Here is a 15,446-nt window from a genome sequence, read left to right on the forward strand (position 1 = left end):
AGGGTTTCATCAGAGCAGAACTATTTATAGAGTGTCATACGATATTAATTCACATCGCCACAATAGTGGCGAATAGAGAAAGTTGTATACTATTTAACACCCAAGATGAAACTGATTTCATAGTAGTTAAATAACTTTTTGTAAATAGTTATTATTGAACTGCCTTATGAATAGATATTCTAATCTACAAGGTTTAGCATTGAGGCAATTCATTTATTTTGCGCTACGCTCTAAGTAGCTATTTTACATGGTAGTTTTAGTCAACAATGAAGACTGTTTGTCAGTTCATGCTCGGGTTGCAATCCGATCATAAGGGAAGAAGAATTGAGCAAGTCTGGGCATTGGACTCATTCTGGTTGGAGTACGACCATGAGTATATTCAGTGGTTATTTCCTATTGATACCCCAAGCCGGTTTCACTCCCACAGTCCTATCGCCTGTCAATCAACTCAGGATTACTTCTGTGCCTGTGAAGTACTACGTGAGGCGCAGCTTCATTCACTAGGCATGATGTTAGACTTTTTTGGAATGCGATTTTTTGGTAACTCTATTGTGCCCAAAGAAGATCTCAATATGCAAGACCACCCATGGTTAAAACCCATGGACCACAATCACTTGAGAATCACTCGTATCATTCGTAGTCTTGCGCTGTTAGGTCAAACTGAACTCAGTCAAACCTTCCAAATGGCGATGCTGAAAACCGCTCGTGAGCAAGGTGAAGTCAATGAAGAGACGCTCGGCTTTTGGCTCCAAGCGAACCTCATAAAAGAACGGGTTAGTGAATAAGGCGTACAATAAGGGCGCCGGTTGCTCTCATTGGTTCAACATTAAAGCTCAACACGACGCCTGCTCTTGGGGCATAGTACCGTTTAAGCTCTTTGCCGAACGAATCTGTTTGCACGGATAAGAGATCCCCTTCTCTCACAGGTTGAAGTAGCTCCACCTGAGGCTGATAGAATCCGCCAGTTTCTGCGCGAATGCTCGTCAGCTCTTTACCTTCAACAAACGGTGGTTCCGCTTCTAAAGCTTCACCTTCTATTAATACCCCATAATCGCTCAACACATTGAATATTCCTTTTGTAGAGCGATCCACCAAGGGGTAGTCACTGTAACGCCCGACCCCTACCTCTACGGTGATCGAAGGGATGTTATGTTGATTCCAAACTGTCTCCAAAATACCGGGATCACCGGGATCGTCAAAAATGACATCTGGGTTCATTAGTCGGGCCATGTTGAGCGCATCGTCAAGGCGGTAGTCGGCAAACACATACAATGGATAGAGGGTGCCACTGGTTTGTGTGTGAAGATCTATGGCGAGATCGGCATTAGGCTTGAGTAGATTTTCCCAGAGCTGATAGACATAGCGCTGTGCCTCATTGCCATTTTTGTTTCCAGGGAAGAAACGATTGAGGTTGGCTGTAGAATGATCAGGATCGTTTGAGCTGTAATCTCGGCTATGGCTAAGCATGCCGGAAAGGTTCACAGTAGGAACAATCACCACTGAGCCTGAGATATCGGCAGTTGCCAATTGAGAGGCGACCTTTTGTGCCACCAGCACCCCGTTATATTCATCACCGTGCACCCCGGCCGTTATCACGAAGCGCTTACCTGGCTTACTGCCCTTGTAGACCATTACAGGTAAATGCAGCCATTGACCTAAGGCATTGCTACAGATCCGAAACCAAAAGGTGTGCTCTCCTGCGCTGAGATCAGAGACGTCTAAGCTCTGAATAACCTTTTTTCCATCAATAACATCTGCTAAGTATTCTGTTGCCATAACCTTCTTCTTTATTCCTTCTTGTTTGCTATTAATCTTCTAACCAAGTTTGCTGAATGTCAGGTCAGCCCCAAGGTGCCATATCAACGCCATGAAACAGTTCCACAAAACTCAAAAACTGCATGTGATGAAATTGCAGCTTTAGCCTTAGATAAAATCTAAGACAATTTGACGGCGCACATCGGCTTCTGAATAAAATTTTTTAACATTGAACGCTGATTTCTTCCGGTTTCATAACGCTCCATTTTATTCCTTATTTAAACTAAAAATAGTCTAATCAAAATTGAAATGAAGTGATAAGCACAATATAAGGAGCATTTGTGTAATTTCTAGCCTATTTTATCATTCCGCAAAACAACGATACTAAATGTATTTACTAACGAGGCAACTCAATTGAGACACAGCTTATGACGACTCAACAAGACATCGACACTTTGAGCATCAATAACTTAAGAATTGTCAAAATCAGCAATACTAGCGAAGCCGTACAGAACAAATAACCCGTTTAAAGTAGTATTTAATTTACCTATATTTTTATGCTTCATACCCACCTCATAAGAGGTAAACAGATTAATTAATGCCGTCCTTTCCAAAGCCTGACATTGTTCATGGGTTGAAGATTACTGGCTCTCCTCTAATTGAAAATGACAAATCCATTCTCATCTATATGTAACTACAAGAATATTAAAAGCAGAGAGTTAGTTTTCATTAATACGTTTTGAGTAATGGCGTTGAAAGCGTTAATTTGCGTTGAATAAAAAGATAATATTTAGATTTGAAGGGTAATCACATGTTCAGTAACTTTTTCGCCAGCCTTTCCAAGGTAGGTAAGGCACTTATGTTGCCTATAGCATCCATGCCAGCCGCCGGTATATTACTTGGTATTGGCTCTGCTAACTTTGCAATCATTCCACCCATTGTGTCACAGCTTATGGCTGAAGCAGGCGGAGCCGTATTTAGTAACCTGCCACTCATTTTTGCCTTAGGTGTCGCGATCTCCTTTACCGATAACGACGGTGTAGGCGCCGTTGCTGCTGGTATTGGCTACTACGTTCTGGTCGCAACCTTGAAGGTTATGGCTGGCGTATTGGGGGTCGATCACATCGACATGGGCGTATTGGGCGGTATCATTTCCGGTGCTGTTGGTGCGTACATGTTTAATCGCTTCTATACCATTAAGATGCCAGCTTATCTGGGCTTCTTTGCGGGTAAACGATTCGTTCCTATCATCACTTCCTTTGCGATGTTATTACTTGGTATTGTTCTTGCCTTTATTTGGCATCCAATCGGCTTGGGTATTGACGCCTTTGGTCATTGGGCAACAGAGCAAAACCCAGTAATGGCATTTTGGGCTTATGGCACCGCAGAGCGTGCATTGATCCCATTTGGTTTACACCACGTTATTAACGTTATCATTCAACTGCAAGCAGGTGATTTCACCAATGCGGCAGGTCAAGTATTCCACGGCGAGATCCCTCGATTCTTCGCTGGCGACCCAAATTCCGGTAACCTTGCAGGCGGTTATTTGTTTAAGATGTTTGGCCTTCCTGCTGCTGCTATTGCTATTGGCCGTGCATCTAAACCTGAGAACCGCGTCAAGGTTATGGGAATCATGGTATCGGCCGCCCTCACCTCATTCCTAACAGGGATTACTGAGCCAATTGAGTTTGCATTCTTGTTTATTTCACCTGCTCTGTATGCAATACACGCTATCTTGGCAGGGCTGGCTTACCCGCTTTGCATCATTCTTGGTGTTAAGCACGGTTATAGCTTTAGTGCGGGTCTTATTGACTACGTCACCTTCTACGGTATCTCAACTAAAGGCTGGATGATCATTCCTCTTGGCCTAGGTTATGCTGCGGTTTACTACGCTCTATTTACTTGGTTCATCAAGCACTTCAACCTTAAAACACCGGGTCGTGAAGATGTTGCCGAAGAAGCACAAGACGCTTTAGAAGGCGATGAGTTCACAAAAGAATTGGTGGCAGCCTTTGGCGGTAAAGGAAATATTGTTTCTGCTGATGCGTGTATCACTCGCTTGCGAATGCAGGTGAAAGATCAAGACCAAGTAGATGATGCCAGACTAAAAGCATTGGGCGCAGCTGGCGTGGTGCGTGTCGGTACGGGCGTACAAGCCATCTTTGGTGGCAACAGTGATGTCTTTAAAACACAAATGCTCGACTATATGAAAAATAACTAAATCAAGTTGATCAACTGAGTAAACAGTTTGTCCGTTTGGAGTGGAAGCTTGTAGGTGACCACTCCTTTTTTATGGCTAGATACCTGTACTCACCGAAAATGCTTCTCTATCAATTTGCAATCAATTCAGCTTGTTACACATCAATTGTGATGCCAATCTGATGTAGCACAATAAAATAACCACACTATTGATACGGTTAACATTTCAGCAATATCTTCATTTCAAATCCCCACAAAACATGTGACCATTTATTAACCCAAAAGTGGTAGTCCCTACTCTTCGTTCTACAACCAATTCTTGATCATAAATACAACAAGAATGAGCTATTGAGGAATAATAATATGCACAGAAATGATAGTGTCCCTCTCCCCACTAACACCAGAGAGTGGTTTTTTAACCGTAACAGTCTGATTATCCTTGCCGATATTGCACTCTTCTTTGCCCTATACAAGTCTTTACCCTTTGAGCCTCAAGTGGTGCTCGGTATTAGCATTTTGGTATTTATTGCCGTACTTTGGCTAACCGAAGCCTTGCACGTCACCATTACCGCCATTCTTGTGCCTATACTTGCCGTCGTTTTCGATATCTTCGATACACAAACCGCGCTGAGTAACTTCTCCAACCCCATTATATTTCTATTCCTTGGGGGCTTTGCTCTCGCCGCAGCCATGCATGTGCAAGGCCTAGATAAGGTGATCGCCGATAAGGTTCTGATCTTGGCAAAAGGCAAGATGAGCGCAGCTGTGTTCATGCTATTTGGTGTCACCGCTGGCTTATCGATGTGGATCAGTAATACCGCCACTGCAGCCATGATGCTCCCCCTAGTATTGGGCGTTCTTAGTAAGGTTGACGCAGATAAAGAGCGTAAAACCTATGTATTTGTCCTACTTGGTGTGGCTTACAGTGCCAGTATTGGTGGCATTGCCACGATCGTCGGTTCGCCTCCTAATGCTATTGCCGCTGCTGAAGTAGGACTGACTTTTACTGAATGGATGGCATTTGGTATTCCAGCTGCGGTGATCATGCTGCCATTAGCTGTTGCTACCCTGTACTTTGTCTTAAAGCCTAATCTGGAAGGCACCTTTGAGCTTAATAAAGAACCGGTAAACTGGGACAAAGGCAAGATCGTGACACTGGCTATCTTCTCTTTAACCGTGTTCTGCTGGATCTTCAGTAAGCCTATCAACTCTATGCTTGGCGGTATTTCTAAGTTCGATACCATAGTGGCACTCGCTGCGATTGTTTTGGTGAGCTTTGCACGAGTCGTTCATTGGAAGGATATTGAAAAAACCGCGGACTGGGGCGTACTTATCTTATTTGGCGGTGGTATCTGCCTAAGTAACATACTTAAGGCTACCGGAACCAGTGTGTTCTTAGCCAACTCACTAAGTAGTTTGATATCAGATTTTGGTATCTTGTTCATTATCGCCATCATAGCGCTGTTTGTGGTGTTCTTAACCGAGTTCGCCAGCAATACCGCCAGTGCCGCGCTTCTGATCCCCATCTTTGCCACGGTAGCGGAAGTGTTTGGTATGTCACCGGTCGTTCTTTCGGTGCTTATCGCTGTCGCGGCATCTTGTGCATTTATGCTGCCAGTTGCGACACCGCCAAATGCCATCGTGTTTGGTTCAGGTCACATCAAACAGCAAGAAATGATGCGGGTGGGCATTGTTCTTAACATTGCCTGTATTGGTGCACTCACCTTAATTGCCTCATTGTTCTGGCTATAGACCTTAGTCCATTGAGAAGCGATCCCTAAGATCGCTTCTCTTTTACTAGAAAACGCGCAAAAACTCTTCGTTTAACCACACTCTGTAGATACATTTCTTTAACGTTTAGCGAATTCTTTGTAAGCTAGCGTCAATACGATAATTTCTATTCAGAGCAGGATGCTCGGTCAATTGATGTCAAAGCCTTTCTTAAAACGCATACCTAATATTGCAACTCAATCACTGCTTGCGCTTGGTGTTTTTTCTAGCTGTGCCTACTCCGCTACGCCGGTGGGTATGAAATACACTATCCATCGAGCAGAAAACGCTGATAATACTAAGAATGCCATGGTTCTTCCCTACGCTTTCTCCACTGAGTCTATGGGGCTCAATGTCGGTATCGGCGGCGTTGTACAAGGCGTTGGACAAGAGCAGATGGTCATTGGTGGCACCGGTTGGACGGGTGCGGATAGCTATGGGGTCTCAGGCGGACTATGGAACTATCGACCTTGGTTTGCAAAGCGAGCCTTTATTTCTGTAGCAGGCATGTATGCCTACTTTCCTGAACAAAGAGCCTATACCAATGGCAACATCCCGTTTGAAGGCGATAGGTGGGGCAGTTCTGGTTCAAGCCAGGATGACTACATTCAAGGTGATGGTTATTCCAACTGGTTAGATATTAAGGTGGAATACGTGTTGCCTCTAGGCTCCGCGAAAGAAAGCGCCACTACCGATTACTTCTTGAGAAATGGCATCTTGGTGGATGGCCCTACGAGGACGTATTGGAACCCGTTAGAAACAGGCACCACTACCTTATTGATTCGTCAATTCAATCGTTATCAGTCTTATGAAGATGATGCAGGAATTGAGCGAGAAGGTGACATGAGTGCATTCGAATTTGGTATTCAGTATGACAATACCGATTTCTCACCAAACCCTTCCATGGGTAGCCGCCAATACCTAGGTTATTCTTATGAAGGAAGCCTTGTGTCTCCCGACAACACCTGGAATTTTGTAGAACTTGATGTCAGCAAATACCTTTCTATTGGTGAGAGTGACTGGGCCAGACAACGTATCTTCGCCTTCAACTTTTGGACAGGATACTCTCCTTCTTGGACCCTTATAGAGGATGGTCAAAACAAGCTTGTCGAAGATGCGCCTCCCTATAACGAAGGCGCTACATTAGGTGGGCACGATAGAATGCGCGGATACGATGCTAATCGCTTCCATGACAAGGCAAGCCTATACGCAACCGCTGAATACCGTTACACCCTTCGCTATAACCCTATCAAGGATGTCACTTGGCTGAGGTTTTTGAATATTGATTGGTTCCAATTGGTGGCATTTGCCGAGGCAGGTCAAGTTGCGCCAGAATATGATCTAGGTGATTTGACCAAAGACATGAAACTCGATGCGGGTGTCGCGGTTAGGGCATTGGCAGCAGGTCTAGTGGTACGATTTGACTACGCTGTGTCAGAAGAAGGCAGTTACATGTGGTTTATGGTTAATCAACCCTTCTAGAGGCCTCTTTTGCGCTGGTTGCAAAGTGTAACCAGCTGACCCAAAACAGAGGCAGTAAATAGATAACCGTTGATACCATATCTAGATAGGTATGGTATTGCTGATGATTCATCAGTTGCAGATAGGCCAGTAGAGAACCCACGGCGACTAACCTGCCCCATAATCCAACCTTTATGACTATGTGTACCACTAGGGCGAGCGCCACTGCGGTATGCGTGCTGTAATCAGACTTAAACGCTGGCCAAATTCCTAGCCATTCATCCATAAATCTCGAACCGTACACAATGCAGATGGTCACCATCAAAGCGGTGAAGCTTATCTTGCGCAGTGGTGTAGCCTCTTGAAGCAATAAACGTACACTCCATAGCGCAAGCAATGGAGTGTAGATATCCGCAATAAGCGCCCACTGTTGAAAGGTCAGGTTTAGCATAAGTAGTTGGTTACTGCAGAGGTTCTAACTTGATGATCTTGGTACGATCAAAAGTGACACGGTAACGTGCTGTTCTTTCCTTAACACCACCTGGCTCAGTCTTCTTCTCATGGATCTTCACTTCAATGCGACCACGACGAGAAATACTCACCTTCCGAGATTTATTACCCGTTGAATACACATACATATCTCTGTTTTCACTAGGGAAACATCGCATGATGGGACCAAGGTCAATACTGGTATTGGTCTTGATCTTCTTAAAGCCGTTGTACTCAAAGTTCTTCAGGCTCACTATCTCTCTAAAGAACAGCGATATATTTTCGCGGTTAGCAATAGCGACCTTAGAGTTGGGCTGAGAGTTAAACCATGTTTCGCCTGCTCCAATGCCGGTTTTCTTGTCTGGCATGCTAAACGAGGAAACCACTCGAGGTTTCTTACGAATGATCTTCTCAAACACCCAAGACTTGATGCTCTCCTTAAACACATCTCGCACCACGTATAAGGCAGCAAAAGCCAGCACAAACTGAAGATCCGTGTCCAATCCCATTAGACGGAATTGGAAGAGCACAATACTGAAGCCTAACATGATCAAGCCCGTCGCAATGGCCAGAGAAAGGTAGCGCTCCTTCTCTCCTACCCGCTTGCTACTGCTGTGTACCCTTAGCGGTAACTCAAGGAGCTTCTTCTGAAGGTCGGTTTGGTTGAATACTCGGGTCAGTTTTTCTTGGTCCTCTGCCTCCAAGCTCTTAACCGAGTAAATACCCTCATACATCTGAGTGACTCGGTATTCATCTTCAGCCATCGACAGTTGCGCCAGGTAATCCCTAGCAACCGTTGCACCTTTGATGTTTTGCAAGAAAGCCGTTTGGCGCAGTAAATACTGTTCAAACTCGTAAGAGAGGATCGCATCGACCTTTCGAAATCGCTCAAATTTCTGATCATCTTCTAGGGAGAAACGGCGAAACGAAGTCAATATATTAGAGTGCCCTTTGGCCTTCTCAATGATTTCCTCAATTGCCTGCTCTTCTTTTTGCTGATTAGTCTTAAATGAGCGAATCTCATTAATAAACAAGTAGGCGAAAAGGCTAATGGAGGTCTTGTAGGACTCGTACGGGAGTTGCTCTTTTTCAAGGATCTTGATGTAGAGCAGCATTAAGCTGATGCTTTTTCCTTTGTGGAAGCGTCGGATTTGGGTAAACGACTTATCGAAGAAATCCCCTGCAGAAAAGGTGTCGCCCAGGTCAATACTGCTCGGTATGACAAATTCCACCTTGGTTTCTGACTGTGAATCGGCAGAGAGCGTTTGCTGCAATTCTATGCTCTTTTTAGCCGTAATCTTCAGATCTAACATTAATTCAAACCATCCTTTTCAAATCAGCCGTCTTATTCTCTGATCACCTAAGTCATGCGGCTACAAATGTGACACTTTTATTACAGTGCATTGTATCACTTTTCTATAATCAAAGCGTATGCCAATTTTAACTAATAGGCACTTGAATTGGTTGAAAAAAAAGGAAGTTAACCCAGTTAACTTCCTTTAATCTGTTTAGATTAAGTTACTTGATCCAAAACCACCACACAATAAACACGATGAGAAGTACACCAATAATATTAACCATGCTGATGCTCCCCTGTTGTACTCGGTGTAAATAATCTCAATCGGTTCGCATTGCTGACAACCGTAATGGAAGACAAAGACATAGCCACGCCCGCCACAATCGGACTCAGTAACAAACCAAAGACCGGATAAAGAACACCTGCCGCAATCGGGATCCCGAGCGAATTGTAGATAAAGGCACCCCATAGGTTTTGCTTGATATTTTTCATGGTCGCTTTGCTCACTTCTATCACCTGAGATACACCAAATAACGACCCTCTCATTAGCGTGATATCGGCACTCTCTATGGCAACATCAGTGCCATGACCGATTGCAAAGCCTACGTCAGATTGCGCTAGTGCTGGCGCGTCATTGATACCATCACCCACCATGGCCACAACCAAGCCTTGCTGTTGCAGCTTAGTCACCCACTCTAGTTTATCCTGAGGTAAAAGCTGCGCATGCATCTCATCCACACCCGTCTCAGTAGCTACCGCTTGCGCAGTGTGTTCATTATCACCCGTTAGCATTACCACCTTAATGCCTAAAGATTTAAGGGCTGCGATTGCTGGTTTAGACTCGTCCTTTATCGGATCACTAATCGCTAACACAGTGGTAAGCTGATTATCGATGGCAAAATACACTACAGTCTGCGCCTGACGCTCCCATTCATCGGCAATAGATTGTGCATGATCGATAGCAATACTGTGCTCGGCCATCAACCTTTCATTGCCAAGTAGCACGGTATGCCCATCAATTTCCGCTCGCACACCTAGGCCATTCAATGATTGGAATCCCACTACATTGTGGCTGTCCAGCTGTTGTGCATTTTCGCGACAATAGTTAACAATAGCCGACGCCAACGGATGCGTAGAGCCTTGCTCAATGGCGTTTAAGTACCCCAATGTCGTCGTGCTTTCTTGAACCGCTCTAACCTTAACTACACTCGGCTTACCTTGTGTGATGGTGCCCGTTTTATCCAGTACCACAACATCGATAGCACTGGCTTTTTGCAAGGCGTCACCGTTGCGAATAAGACCGCCAAATTCTGCCGATTTCCCAATACCTATCATGGTAGAGATAGGTGTCGCCAAGCCTAGGGCGCAAGGACAAGCAATGATCAGCACAGAGGTTGCGGTGACTAGCATATTAATCACGGTTGGCGCTGGCCCAAAGTTGTACCACATCAAGGCTGTTACGATGGACAGTATCATTACTGTAGGCACAAATATGCTGGAAACCCGGTCCGCTAAATGACTGATTGATGGCTTAGAGTTTTGAGCGTTAGACACCATCTCGATGATCTGAGCGAGCATGGTATCGCTGCCAATCTTAGTCGCTACTATGGTGAGGTTTTGATCGCCATTGATCGTGCCCGCAGACACTGTGTCGTCTATTGATTTGATTACCGGAATAGGCTCACCAGTTAGCATGGATTCATCGATAGACGATTCGCCATCGATTACCTTGCCATCGACCGGTACTTTTTCCCCTGCACGAATCAGCAATGTATCTCCAATGATCACCTCTTCCACTGGCAAGGTCAGGGTTTTGCCATCTCGAATCACCACTGCAGTTTTGGTTCTCAAATCCAAAAGGCGCTTGATTGCTTGAGACGTTCTGCCCCTTGCCTTTAATTCCAAGGCTTGTCCTAGGTTAATCAAGCCTATGATCATCGCAGAGGCTTCAAAATAGAGGTGACGAGCACTCTCGGGAAGCAAAGAGGGCATGGCAACAACCACAATAGAATACAGCCACGCTGAACCTGTGCCCAATGCAATGAGCGTATCCATATTCGCGCTGCGATTAACAAAGGCTTTGCTAGCGCCAACAAAGTAGTGTCTACCGCTAAAATAGAGCACAGCTAGGGTCAATAGACCCACAATTAACCAAATGAACTGCTCACTGGTGGTATTAACCGTCATTGACCCGCCAAGCAGGCCATACAACATTAGGGGAACACCTAAGCCAAGACCCACAATGGTATGGCGAATCTTATCGCGATATTCTTGCTGTTCGGCCTGTTCACGCTCTTGCTCTGCTTGGGTTTCATCTAAGATGAGTGATGCACCGTAGCCTGCTCCTTCGACTGTGTGAATCAGCTTATCCGCGGGCAATCTCGAATAGATACTGGCGGTTCGATTGGCAAAGTTAATATTCACCGAATCCACGCCTTGCTTACTTATTAGTGCTTTTTCTATGGTCGCAACACAACTGGCACAGGTGACACCAGATAGGTTAAGTCGAGTCAAGCTAGCCTCATCAGCATCAATAACCTTCGCATCGGCTTTTTCAGCCACTGGGTTTTCGGCGATTGATTCCGAGCTCACTGGGTTATTTTCTTGTGTTTGTGCATCAGCTAAAGGGGCGTAACCTAAGGCCTGTAATGAAGATTGCACCTGCTCACTGGACAAAAGGCTTTTCACTTCAATAGTTTGAGCTTCAATATCGACAGCAACGACCGCGTCTTTATCCAGCTCGACAAGTGCGTTGGTGCTCTTCTTCACACAGCCTTGGCAAGATACGTTCGCTACCTTGCTGTTAATCTGCGGCAAAGGTTTCTCGCTCGCTTTGTAACCTAGGTCTGCTATCACAGCTAAGATGCCTGCAATATCAAGGCTTGTGCCCACACGCGCCCATTTTTTATCTTCACTGCTGTCAATAGTAAATTGGCTGTCTAGTTCAAGGGCAGCGCGCTTTATCTTATTGACACAGCCGCCGCAAGAGACACCTTCGAGATGAAGGTTAAACTGGTTCATTACTTCTTCTCCTCAGTCCAAGACTCTATCAAACAACAAATGGAGTCGCCGGTTGGCAAGCTATCCGGTAGCTCACCCCATTGTTCAAAGGTCTCTTTTAGCATGCTGACATGTTGCTGCAGTCTGAGGATCTGCGCCTCTGTCTCTACAATCTTATCCGCCATCATTGTTCGCACCTTAGGGCACGGTGAGCTGCCGTCTTCCGTGGAAGCCAATATGTCCTCAATTTCCTTCAGCCCAAAACCTAGATCCCTTGCTTGATGGATAAACTTCAGCCTCTGCAGTGCGTTTAAATCGTACTCTTTGTACCCATTGTCAGGATTTCGAGTCGCCGTGATCAATCCACGTTTAGTGTAATAACGCACAGTATCGGGTGAGACATTGGCTGATTTAGCAAGTTTTGAGGTAATCATTGGCCGTTTCCTAGTGTTCGATTTTCTAACTATAACCTTAGTGTAAAACCTAGGAGCAACACACAGGTCAAGAATTTAGTTTGCAAATAGTGCAAGAATAAAAATAACCGCGAATAACAGCCCTACTAATTTAAGCAATAGCCCTAGTGATCTCGTGCCTCCCTGTGGTGCTCTGTTACAACATCCCATGTGGTATTTCCCGGTTAAAGTAAGTTCCGCACCAGTCTAAAACCGGTGAGCAGGTCACAGGTCAAACTATTTAACGCGTTGATTTATGGTTGTTTAGGTTTCATCACTGAAACGAACATTGGTATTGACGAGAAAATTTAATATGAGCTATAACCAATAGGAACTATACGGATACTGACAATGCTTAAACGATTTCACTCACACAGCATAATCGCAATAACACTGATACTGGCTCTGCTAGTGGCAGGTGTTTTGCCGTCAATATCTCAAGCCAACCCTATCGGGCATCACAGCGCAGCAGCGCAAACATCAACGGATGCCGATTGCTGTGAAGAGCAACACCAACAAGTCACAACTGGGTGTACTACTAGCAGCACTCATCAGTGTTGTGAGCAGGTTTGCGGCAGTTTAATTAGCCTGCCATCATCCGCCCTATTATTATCCAGAACTAGCCTAGATGAGACCCGTTACTCTCTAGCTTCTTCAGATATTCTGCCGCCCTATAAACAAGCCGTATTACGGCCTCCTATTGTTTAGTTCGCTGTTCATCAAAATCGAATCATCAGAGTGTCTTACACTTATCTAAACAATATTTAATTGCCCAGCAAGTCGCTTGGCAATGGAGCAATACAATGAAAACAGTTAACAAAGCAATCCTTACCGCATCCCTTCTATTTAGCGGCCTAAGCTACGCAAGTAACAACATTGAGATGTACAAGTCCCCAAGTTGTGGATGCTGTACCGAGTGGGCAGAAATCATGGAGCAGAAAGGGTATCAAGTAGATATTCAACAGCAAAAGGATTGGACTAACGTCAAGCGTGAGTTTGGCATGCCAGCCAAGCTGCAATCTTGCCATACGGCAATTATTGATGGTTATTTAATTGAAGGGCACGTGCCAGAAAAAGAGATAGCCCGCCTTCTTAAAGAACGCCCACAAGGCATCAAAGGACTAGCAGCACCAGGCATGCCAATGCACTCCCCAGGCATGGCAAAGCCGGGGGACGCGTACAGGGATTTTGATGTCATTGCCTTTCATTCTGATGGCACCACAAGTGTTTATGCGGAGTATTGATGTGGTAGGTGTCAGACACAATTAGCGCATTTAAACCAACGTCATGGCCGAAAGTCTTTATCAGCCATCTTTCCATGCAGCCAAAGATTCCGGCTAAAAGACTGCCGGAATGACGGTAGTTAAGGTTCGGGTCTTGAGGCTCGTGAGTATCCTCATGGTCGAGTGCTCTTATCGACCATCTTTCCATGAAGCCAAAGATTCCGGCTAAAAGACTGCCGGAATGACGGTGGTTAAGGTTCGGGGCTTGAGGCTTGAGTCTTGAGTCTTGAGGCTCGTGAGTATCGTCATGGTCGAGTGCTCTTATCGACCATCTTTCCATGCAACCAAAGATTCCGGCTAAAACACTGCCGGAATGACGGTGGTTAAGGTGCGGGTCTTGAGGTTCGAAGCTTGAGGCCTGAGTCTTGAGGCTCGTGAGTATCGTCATGGTCGAGTGCTCTTATCGACCATCTTTCCATGAAGCTAAAGATTCCGGCTAAAAGACTACCGGAATGACGGTAGTTAAGGTTCGGGGCTTGAGTCTTGAATTCTGAGGCTTGAGGCTCGAAGCTCGTGAGTATCGTCATGGTCGAGTGCTCTTATCGGCCATCTTTCCATGAAGCCAAAGATTCCGGCTAAAACACTGCCAGAATGACGGTGGTTAAGGTGCGGGTCTTGAGGCTTGAGGCTCGAAGCTCGAAGCTCGTGAGTATCGTCATGGTCGAGTGCTCTTATCGACCATCTTCCCATAGTTCCACTGGCCCCATAACCACCACAACCCAGAGCCCAGCACCTACAATCCCTGCTTATACCCCAACATATAATTAAGCTTGCTCGTCTTACGGGTCATCTTCTGAAAACCTTTCTCATCAAAGCTATCAAACTGCCCCATAGCCTTAGCTGACAAACCGGAGCCGCCTAGGTTTTCGGTATCTAAGGACAAAATAACCTCACCCGCATCCTTCACCGCTTTCATGTAGCCTTGCTCAGTTGTTAGGTCATATTGGTTTAGGTCAAACACAGGCTTTAGCTCTTTAGCCCAGTAGAACTCAAGAAATGGCACAGGTTGCTTTGGCTTATTCCAGCTTACGTCACGTGAGTAGTACATCAATGCGCGGTATGGGTCATTGGCAAAATTGGTGATGCCCATTTGCTGTGGCAGTTCATCGTGGGTAATGGCTTTATTGTTTAGGTCGTACAACCAGGCATTTTTATCGTTCTCAAGCTCTGCCCAAAACGCCCGCATGTTTTCTAGGTGGCGATAGTCTTTATCAACAATCACCTGCACCTTGAAGTCACTGCCGCCACCAGACATATGCCAGAAGGTATTGAAGGTGTGGTGGCCATCGGTGAGGTAAATTTCGTTGTTAGGCGCAAGCACAATGGTTTTCATGTCTTTGCGCTTTTCACCTATGCCTTGCTCACAAACAAAGGACTCCGGCTTGGAAGGTACTGAGTTTTCATCAAATGACGTTAAACCCTTTTGACCATTGGCCTCACAGATTTCATCAAACTGCTTTTTCACATCATGTTGATAGCGACCTAGCTTGTAGTAAATCTGATCGTAACCTACCGAAGGCTGTGTCGGCTTAAGCTCAGACAGACTGACTTGGTAGACATCCCCCTCTTTTACTGAGGCTAGATCTTGAGCCCATACTGACGTTGCGCCTATCATCGTTGCCAGTGCAACAAGAGACTTGTTCAGACAATTCATTGTGTACCTTTGTGTTTGTGCCGATGTTGTTATGCAAATACCCTAGAATCAAAGCATTACGAAGTTATGACAGGCAAGTTGCATTT

Annotated in this window: 14 protein-coding genes; 6 read left to right on the top strand and 8 right to left on the bottom strand. The window is 45.3% G+C overall.

Going from position 1 to position 15,446, the window contains the following annotated elements; genetic code table 11:
• Nucleotides 1-266 precede the first annotated feature (266 nt).
• Nucleotides 267-785: an opioid growth factor receptor-related protein gene (locus D5I41_RS16265; RefSeq protein ID WP_119010699.1), complete on the top strand. Its 519-nt coding sequence runs from the start codon at nucleotides 267-269 to the stop codon at nucleotides 783-785.
• Here D5I41_RS16265 and D5I41_RS16270 read toward each other — a convergent pair.
• Nucleotides 775-1,776, bottom strand: coding sequence for a succinylglutamate desuccinylase/aspartoacylase family protein (locus D5I41_RS16270; RefSeq protein WP_119010700.1), 1,002 nt, complete (start codon nucleotides 1,774-1,776; stop codon nucleotides 775-777). The two genes, D5I41_RS16265 and D5I41_RS16270, sit on opposite strands and share 11 nt — an antisense overlap.
• Nucleotides 1,777-2,566: 790 nt before the next feature.
• Between D5I41_RS16270 and ptsG the strand changes: the two genes are divergently transcribed.
• The 3 genes from ptsG to D5I41_RS16285 all read left to right on the top strand — a co-directional run bounded on the left by ptsG (nucleotide 2,567) and on the right by D5I41_RS16285 (nucleotide 7,206).
• The gene (gene ptsG, locus D5I41_RS16275; protein ID WP_119010701.1) at nucleotides 2,567-3,976 is read left to right on the top strand and encodes a PTS glucose transporter subunit IIBC; all 1,410 of its coding nucleotides are present in this window, start codon (nucleotides 2,567-2,569) and stop codon (nucleotides 3,974-3,976) included.
• Nucleotides 3,977-4,317: 341 nt separating this feature from the next.
• Complete coding sequence (locus tag D5I41_RS16280) at nucleotides 4,318-5,706, top strand: SLC13 family permease (RefSeq protein WP_119010702.1); 1,389 nt, start codon at nucleotides 4,318-4,320, stop codon at nucleotides 5,704-5,706.
• A gap of 174 nt (nucleotides 5,707-5,880) precedes the next feature.
• On the top strand, nucleotides 5,881-7,206 hold the full coding sequence (locus tag D5I41_RS16285; RefSeq protein ID WP_235868935.1) for a BamA/TamA family outer membrane protein: 1,326 nt from the start codon (nucleotides 5,881-5,883) through the stop codon (nucleotides 7,204-7,206).
• On the opposite strand, the gene D5I41_RS16290 is transcribed toward D5I41_RS16285, so the two are convergent.
• The 4 genes from D5I41_RS16290 to D5I41_RS16305 all read right to left on the bottom strand — a co-directional run bounded on the left by D5I41_RS16290 (nucleotide 7,190) and on the right by D5I41_RS16305 (nucleotide 12,405).
• Complete coding sequence (locus D5I41_RS16290) at nucleotides 7,190-7,636, bottom strand: hypothetical protein (protein ID WP_119010704.1); 447 nt, start codon at nucleotides 7,634-7,636, stop codon at nucleotides 7,190-7,192. The genes D5I41_RS16285 and D5I41_RS16290 overlap by 17 nt on opposite strands.
• A gap of 10 nt (nucleotides 7,637-7,646) precedes the next feature.
• Nucleotides 7,647-8,987: a hypothetical protein gene (locus tag D5I41_RS16295; RefSeq protein ID WP_119010705.1), complete on the bottom strand. Its 1,341-nt coding sequence runs from the start codon at nucleotides 8,985-8,987 to the stop codon at nucleotides 7,647-7,649.
• Nucleotides 8,988-9,247: 260 nt separating this feature from the next.
• Complete coding sequence (locus D5I41_RS16300; RefSeq protein WP_119010706.1) at nucleotides 9,248-11,992, bottom strand: heavy metal translocating P-type ATPase; 2,745 nt, start codon at nucleotides 11,990-11,992, stop codon at nucleotides 9,248-9,250.
• Nucleotides 11,992-12,405 carry a MerR family transcriptional regulator gene (locus tag D5I41_RS16305; RefSeq protein WP_119010707.1) on the bottom strand — a complete coding sequence of 138 codons (414 nt, stop codon included), beginning with the start codon at nucleotides 12,403-12,405 and terminating at the stop codon, nucleotides 11,992-11,994. The genes D5I41_RS16300 and D5I41_RS16305 overlap by 1 nt, the downstream gene beginning before the upstream one ends.
• A 369-nt stretch (nucleotides 12,406-12,774) precedes the next feature.
• Between D5I41_RS16305 and D5I41_RS21270 the strand changes: the two genes are divergently transcribed.
• Together D5I41_RS21270 and D5I41_RS16310 are read left to right on the top strand one after the other, a co-directional pair.
• Nucleotides 12,775-13,131, top strand: a complete 357-nt coding sequence (locus tag D5I41_RS21270; RefSeq protein ID WP_147094840.1) for a hypothetical protein — start codon at nucleotides 12,775-12,777, stop codon at nucleotides 13,129-13,131.
• Between the two features lie 95 nt (nucleotides 13,132-13,226).
• Nucleotides 13,227-13,667 carry a DUF411 domain-containing protein gene (locus D5I41_RS16310; protein WP_119010708.1) on the top strand — a complete coding sequence of 147 codons (441 nt, stop codon included), beginning with the start codon at nucleotides 13,227-13,229 and terminating at the stop codon, nucleotides 13,665-13,667.
• Here the strand turns inward: D5I41_RS16310 and D5I41_RS21275 are convergent.
• From D5I41_RS21275 to D5I41_RS16320, 3 genes are all read right to left on the bottom strand, one after another.
• Nucleotides 13,618-14,094, bottom strand: a complete 477-nt coding sequence (locus tag D5I41_RS21275; RefSeq protein WP_147094841.1) for a hypothetical protein — start codon at nucleotides 14,092-14,094, stop codon at nucleotides 13,618-13,620. The two genes, D5I41_RS16310 and D5I41_RS21275, sit on opposite strands and share 50 nt — an antisense overlap.
• A 74-nt stretch (nucleotides 14,095-14,168) precedes the next feature.
• Nucleotides 14,169-14,396 carry a hypothetical protein gene (locus D5I41_RS21280; protein WP_147094842.1) on the bottom strand — a complete coding sequence of 76 codons (228 nt, stop codon included), beginning with the start codon at nucleotides 14,394-14,396 and terminating at the stop codon, nucleotides 14,169-14,171.
• Between the two features lie 43 nt (nucleotides 14,397-14,439).
• Nucleotides 14,440-15,360 (bottom strand): ParB/Srx family N-terminal domain-containing protein, encoded by a 921-nt coding sequence (locus tag D5I41_RS16320; RefSeq protein ID WP_119010710.1) that lies wholly within the window; start codon nucleotides 15,358-15,360, stop codon nucleotides 14,440-14,442.
• Between the last annotated feature and the right edge of the window lie 86 nt (nucleotides 15,361-15,446).

The sequence above is a fragment of the Vibrio superstes genome (genome assembly GCF_003569005.1).
Taxonomy (GTDB): Bacteria; Pseudomonadota; Gammaproteobacteria; order Enterobacterales; family Vibrionaceae; genus Vibrio; species Vibrio superstes.

Bases quoted from the DNA above. Each gene is read 5' to 3' on its own strand.
- D5I41_RS21280 (WP_147094842.1), bottom strand. From the start codon at position 14,396: ATGGGAAGATGGTCGATAAGAGCACTCGACCATGACGATACTCACGAG.
- D5I41_RS16310 (WP_119010708.1), top strand. From the start codon at position 13,227: ATGAAAACAGTTAACAAAGCAATCCTTACCGCATCCCTTCTATTTAGC.
- D5I41_RS16285 (WP_235868935.1), top strand. From the start codon at position 5,881: ATGTCAAAGCCTTTCTTAAAACGCATACCTAATATTGCAACTCAATCA.
- D5I41_RS16305 (WP_119010707.1), bottom strand. From the start codon at position 12,405: ATGATTACCTCAAAACTTGCTAAATCAGCCAATGTCTCACCCGATACT.
- ptsG (WP_119010701.1), top strand. From the start codon at position 2,567: ATGTTCAGTAACTTTTTCGCCAGCCTTTCCAAGGTAGGTAAGGCACTT.
- D5I41_RS16280 (WP_119010702.1), top strand. From the start codon at position 4,318: ATGCACAGAAATGATAGTGTCCCTCTCCCCACTAACACCAGAGAGTGG.
- D5I41_RS16300 (WP_119010706.1), bottom strand. From the start codon at position 11,992: ATGAACCAGTTTAACCTTCATCTCGAAGGTGTCTCTTGCGGCGGCTGT.
- D5I41_RS21270 (WP_147094840.1), top strand. From the start codon at position 12,775: ATGCTTAAACGATTTCACTCACACAGCATAATCGCAATAACACTGATA.
- D5I41_RS16270 (WP_119010700.1), bottom strand. From the start codon at position 1,776: ATGGCAACAGAATACTTAGCAGATGTTATTGATGGAAAAAAGGTTATT.
- D5I41_RS16290 (WP_119010704.1), bottom strand. From the start codon at position 7,636: ATGCTAAACCTGACCTTTCAACAGTGGGCGCTTATTGCGGATATCTAC.
- D5I41_RS16265 (WP_119010699.1), top strand. From the start codon at position 267: ATGAAGACTGTTTGTCAGTTCATGCTCGGGTTGCAATCCGATCATAAG.
- D5I41_RS16320 (WP_119010710.1), bottom strand. From the start codon at position 15,360: ATGAATTGTCTGAACAAGTCTCTTGTTGCACTGGCAACGATGATAGGC.
- D5I41_RS21275 (WP_147094841.1), bottom strand. From the start codon at position 14,094: ATGACGATACTCACGAGCCTCAAGACTCAGGCCTCAAGCTTCGAACCT.
- D5I41_RS16295 (WP_119010705.1), bottom strand. From the start codon at position 8,987: ATGTTAGATCTGAAGATTACGGCTAAAAAGAGCATAGAATTGCAGCAA.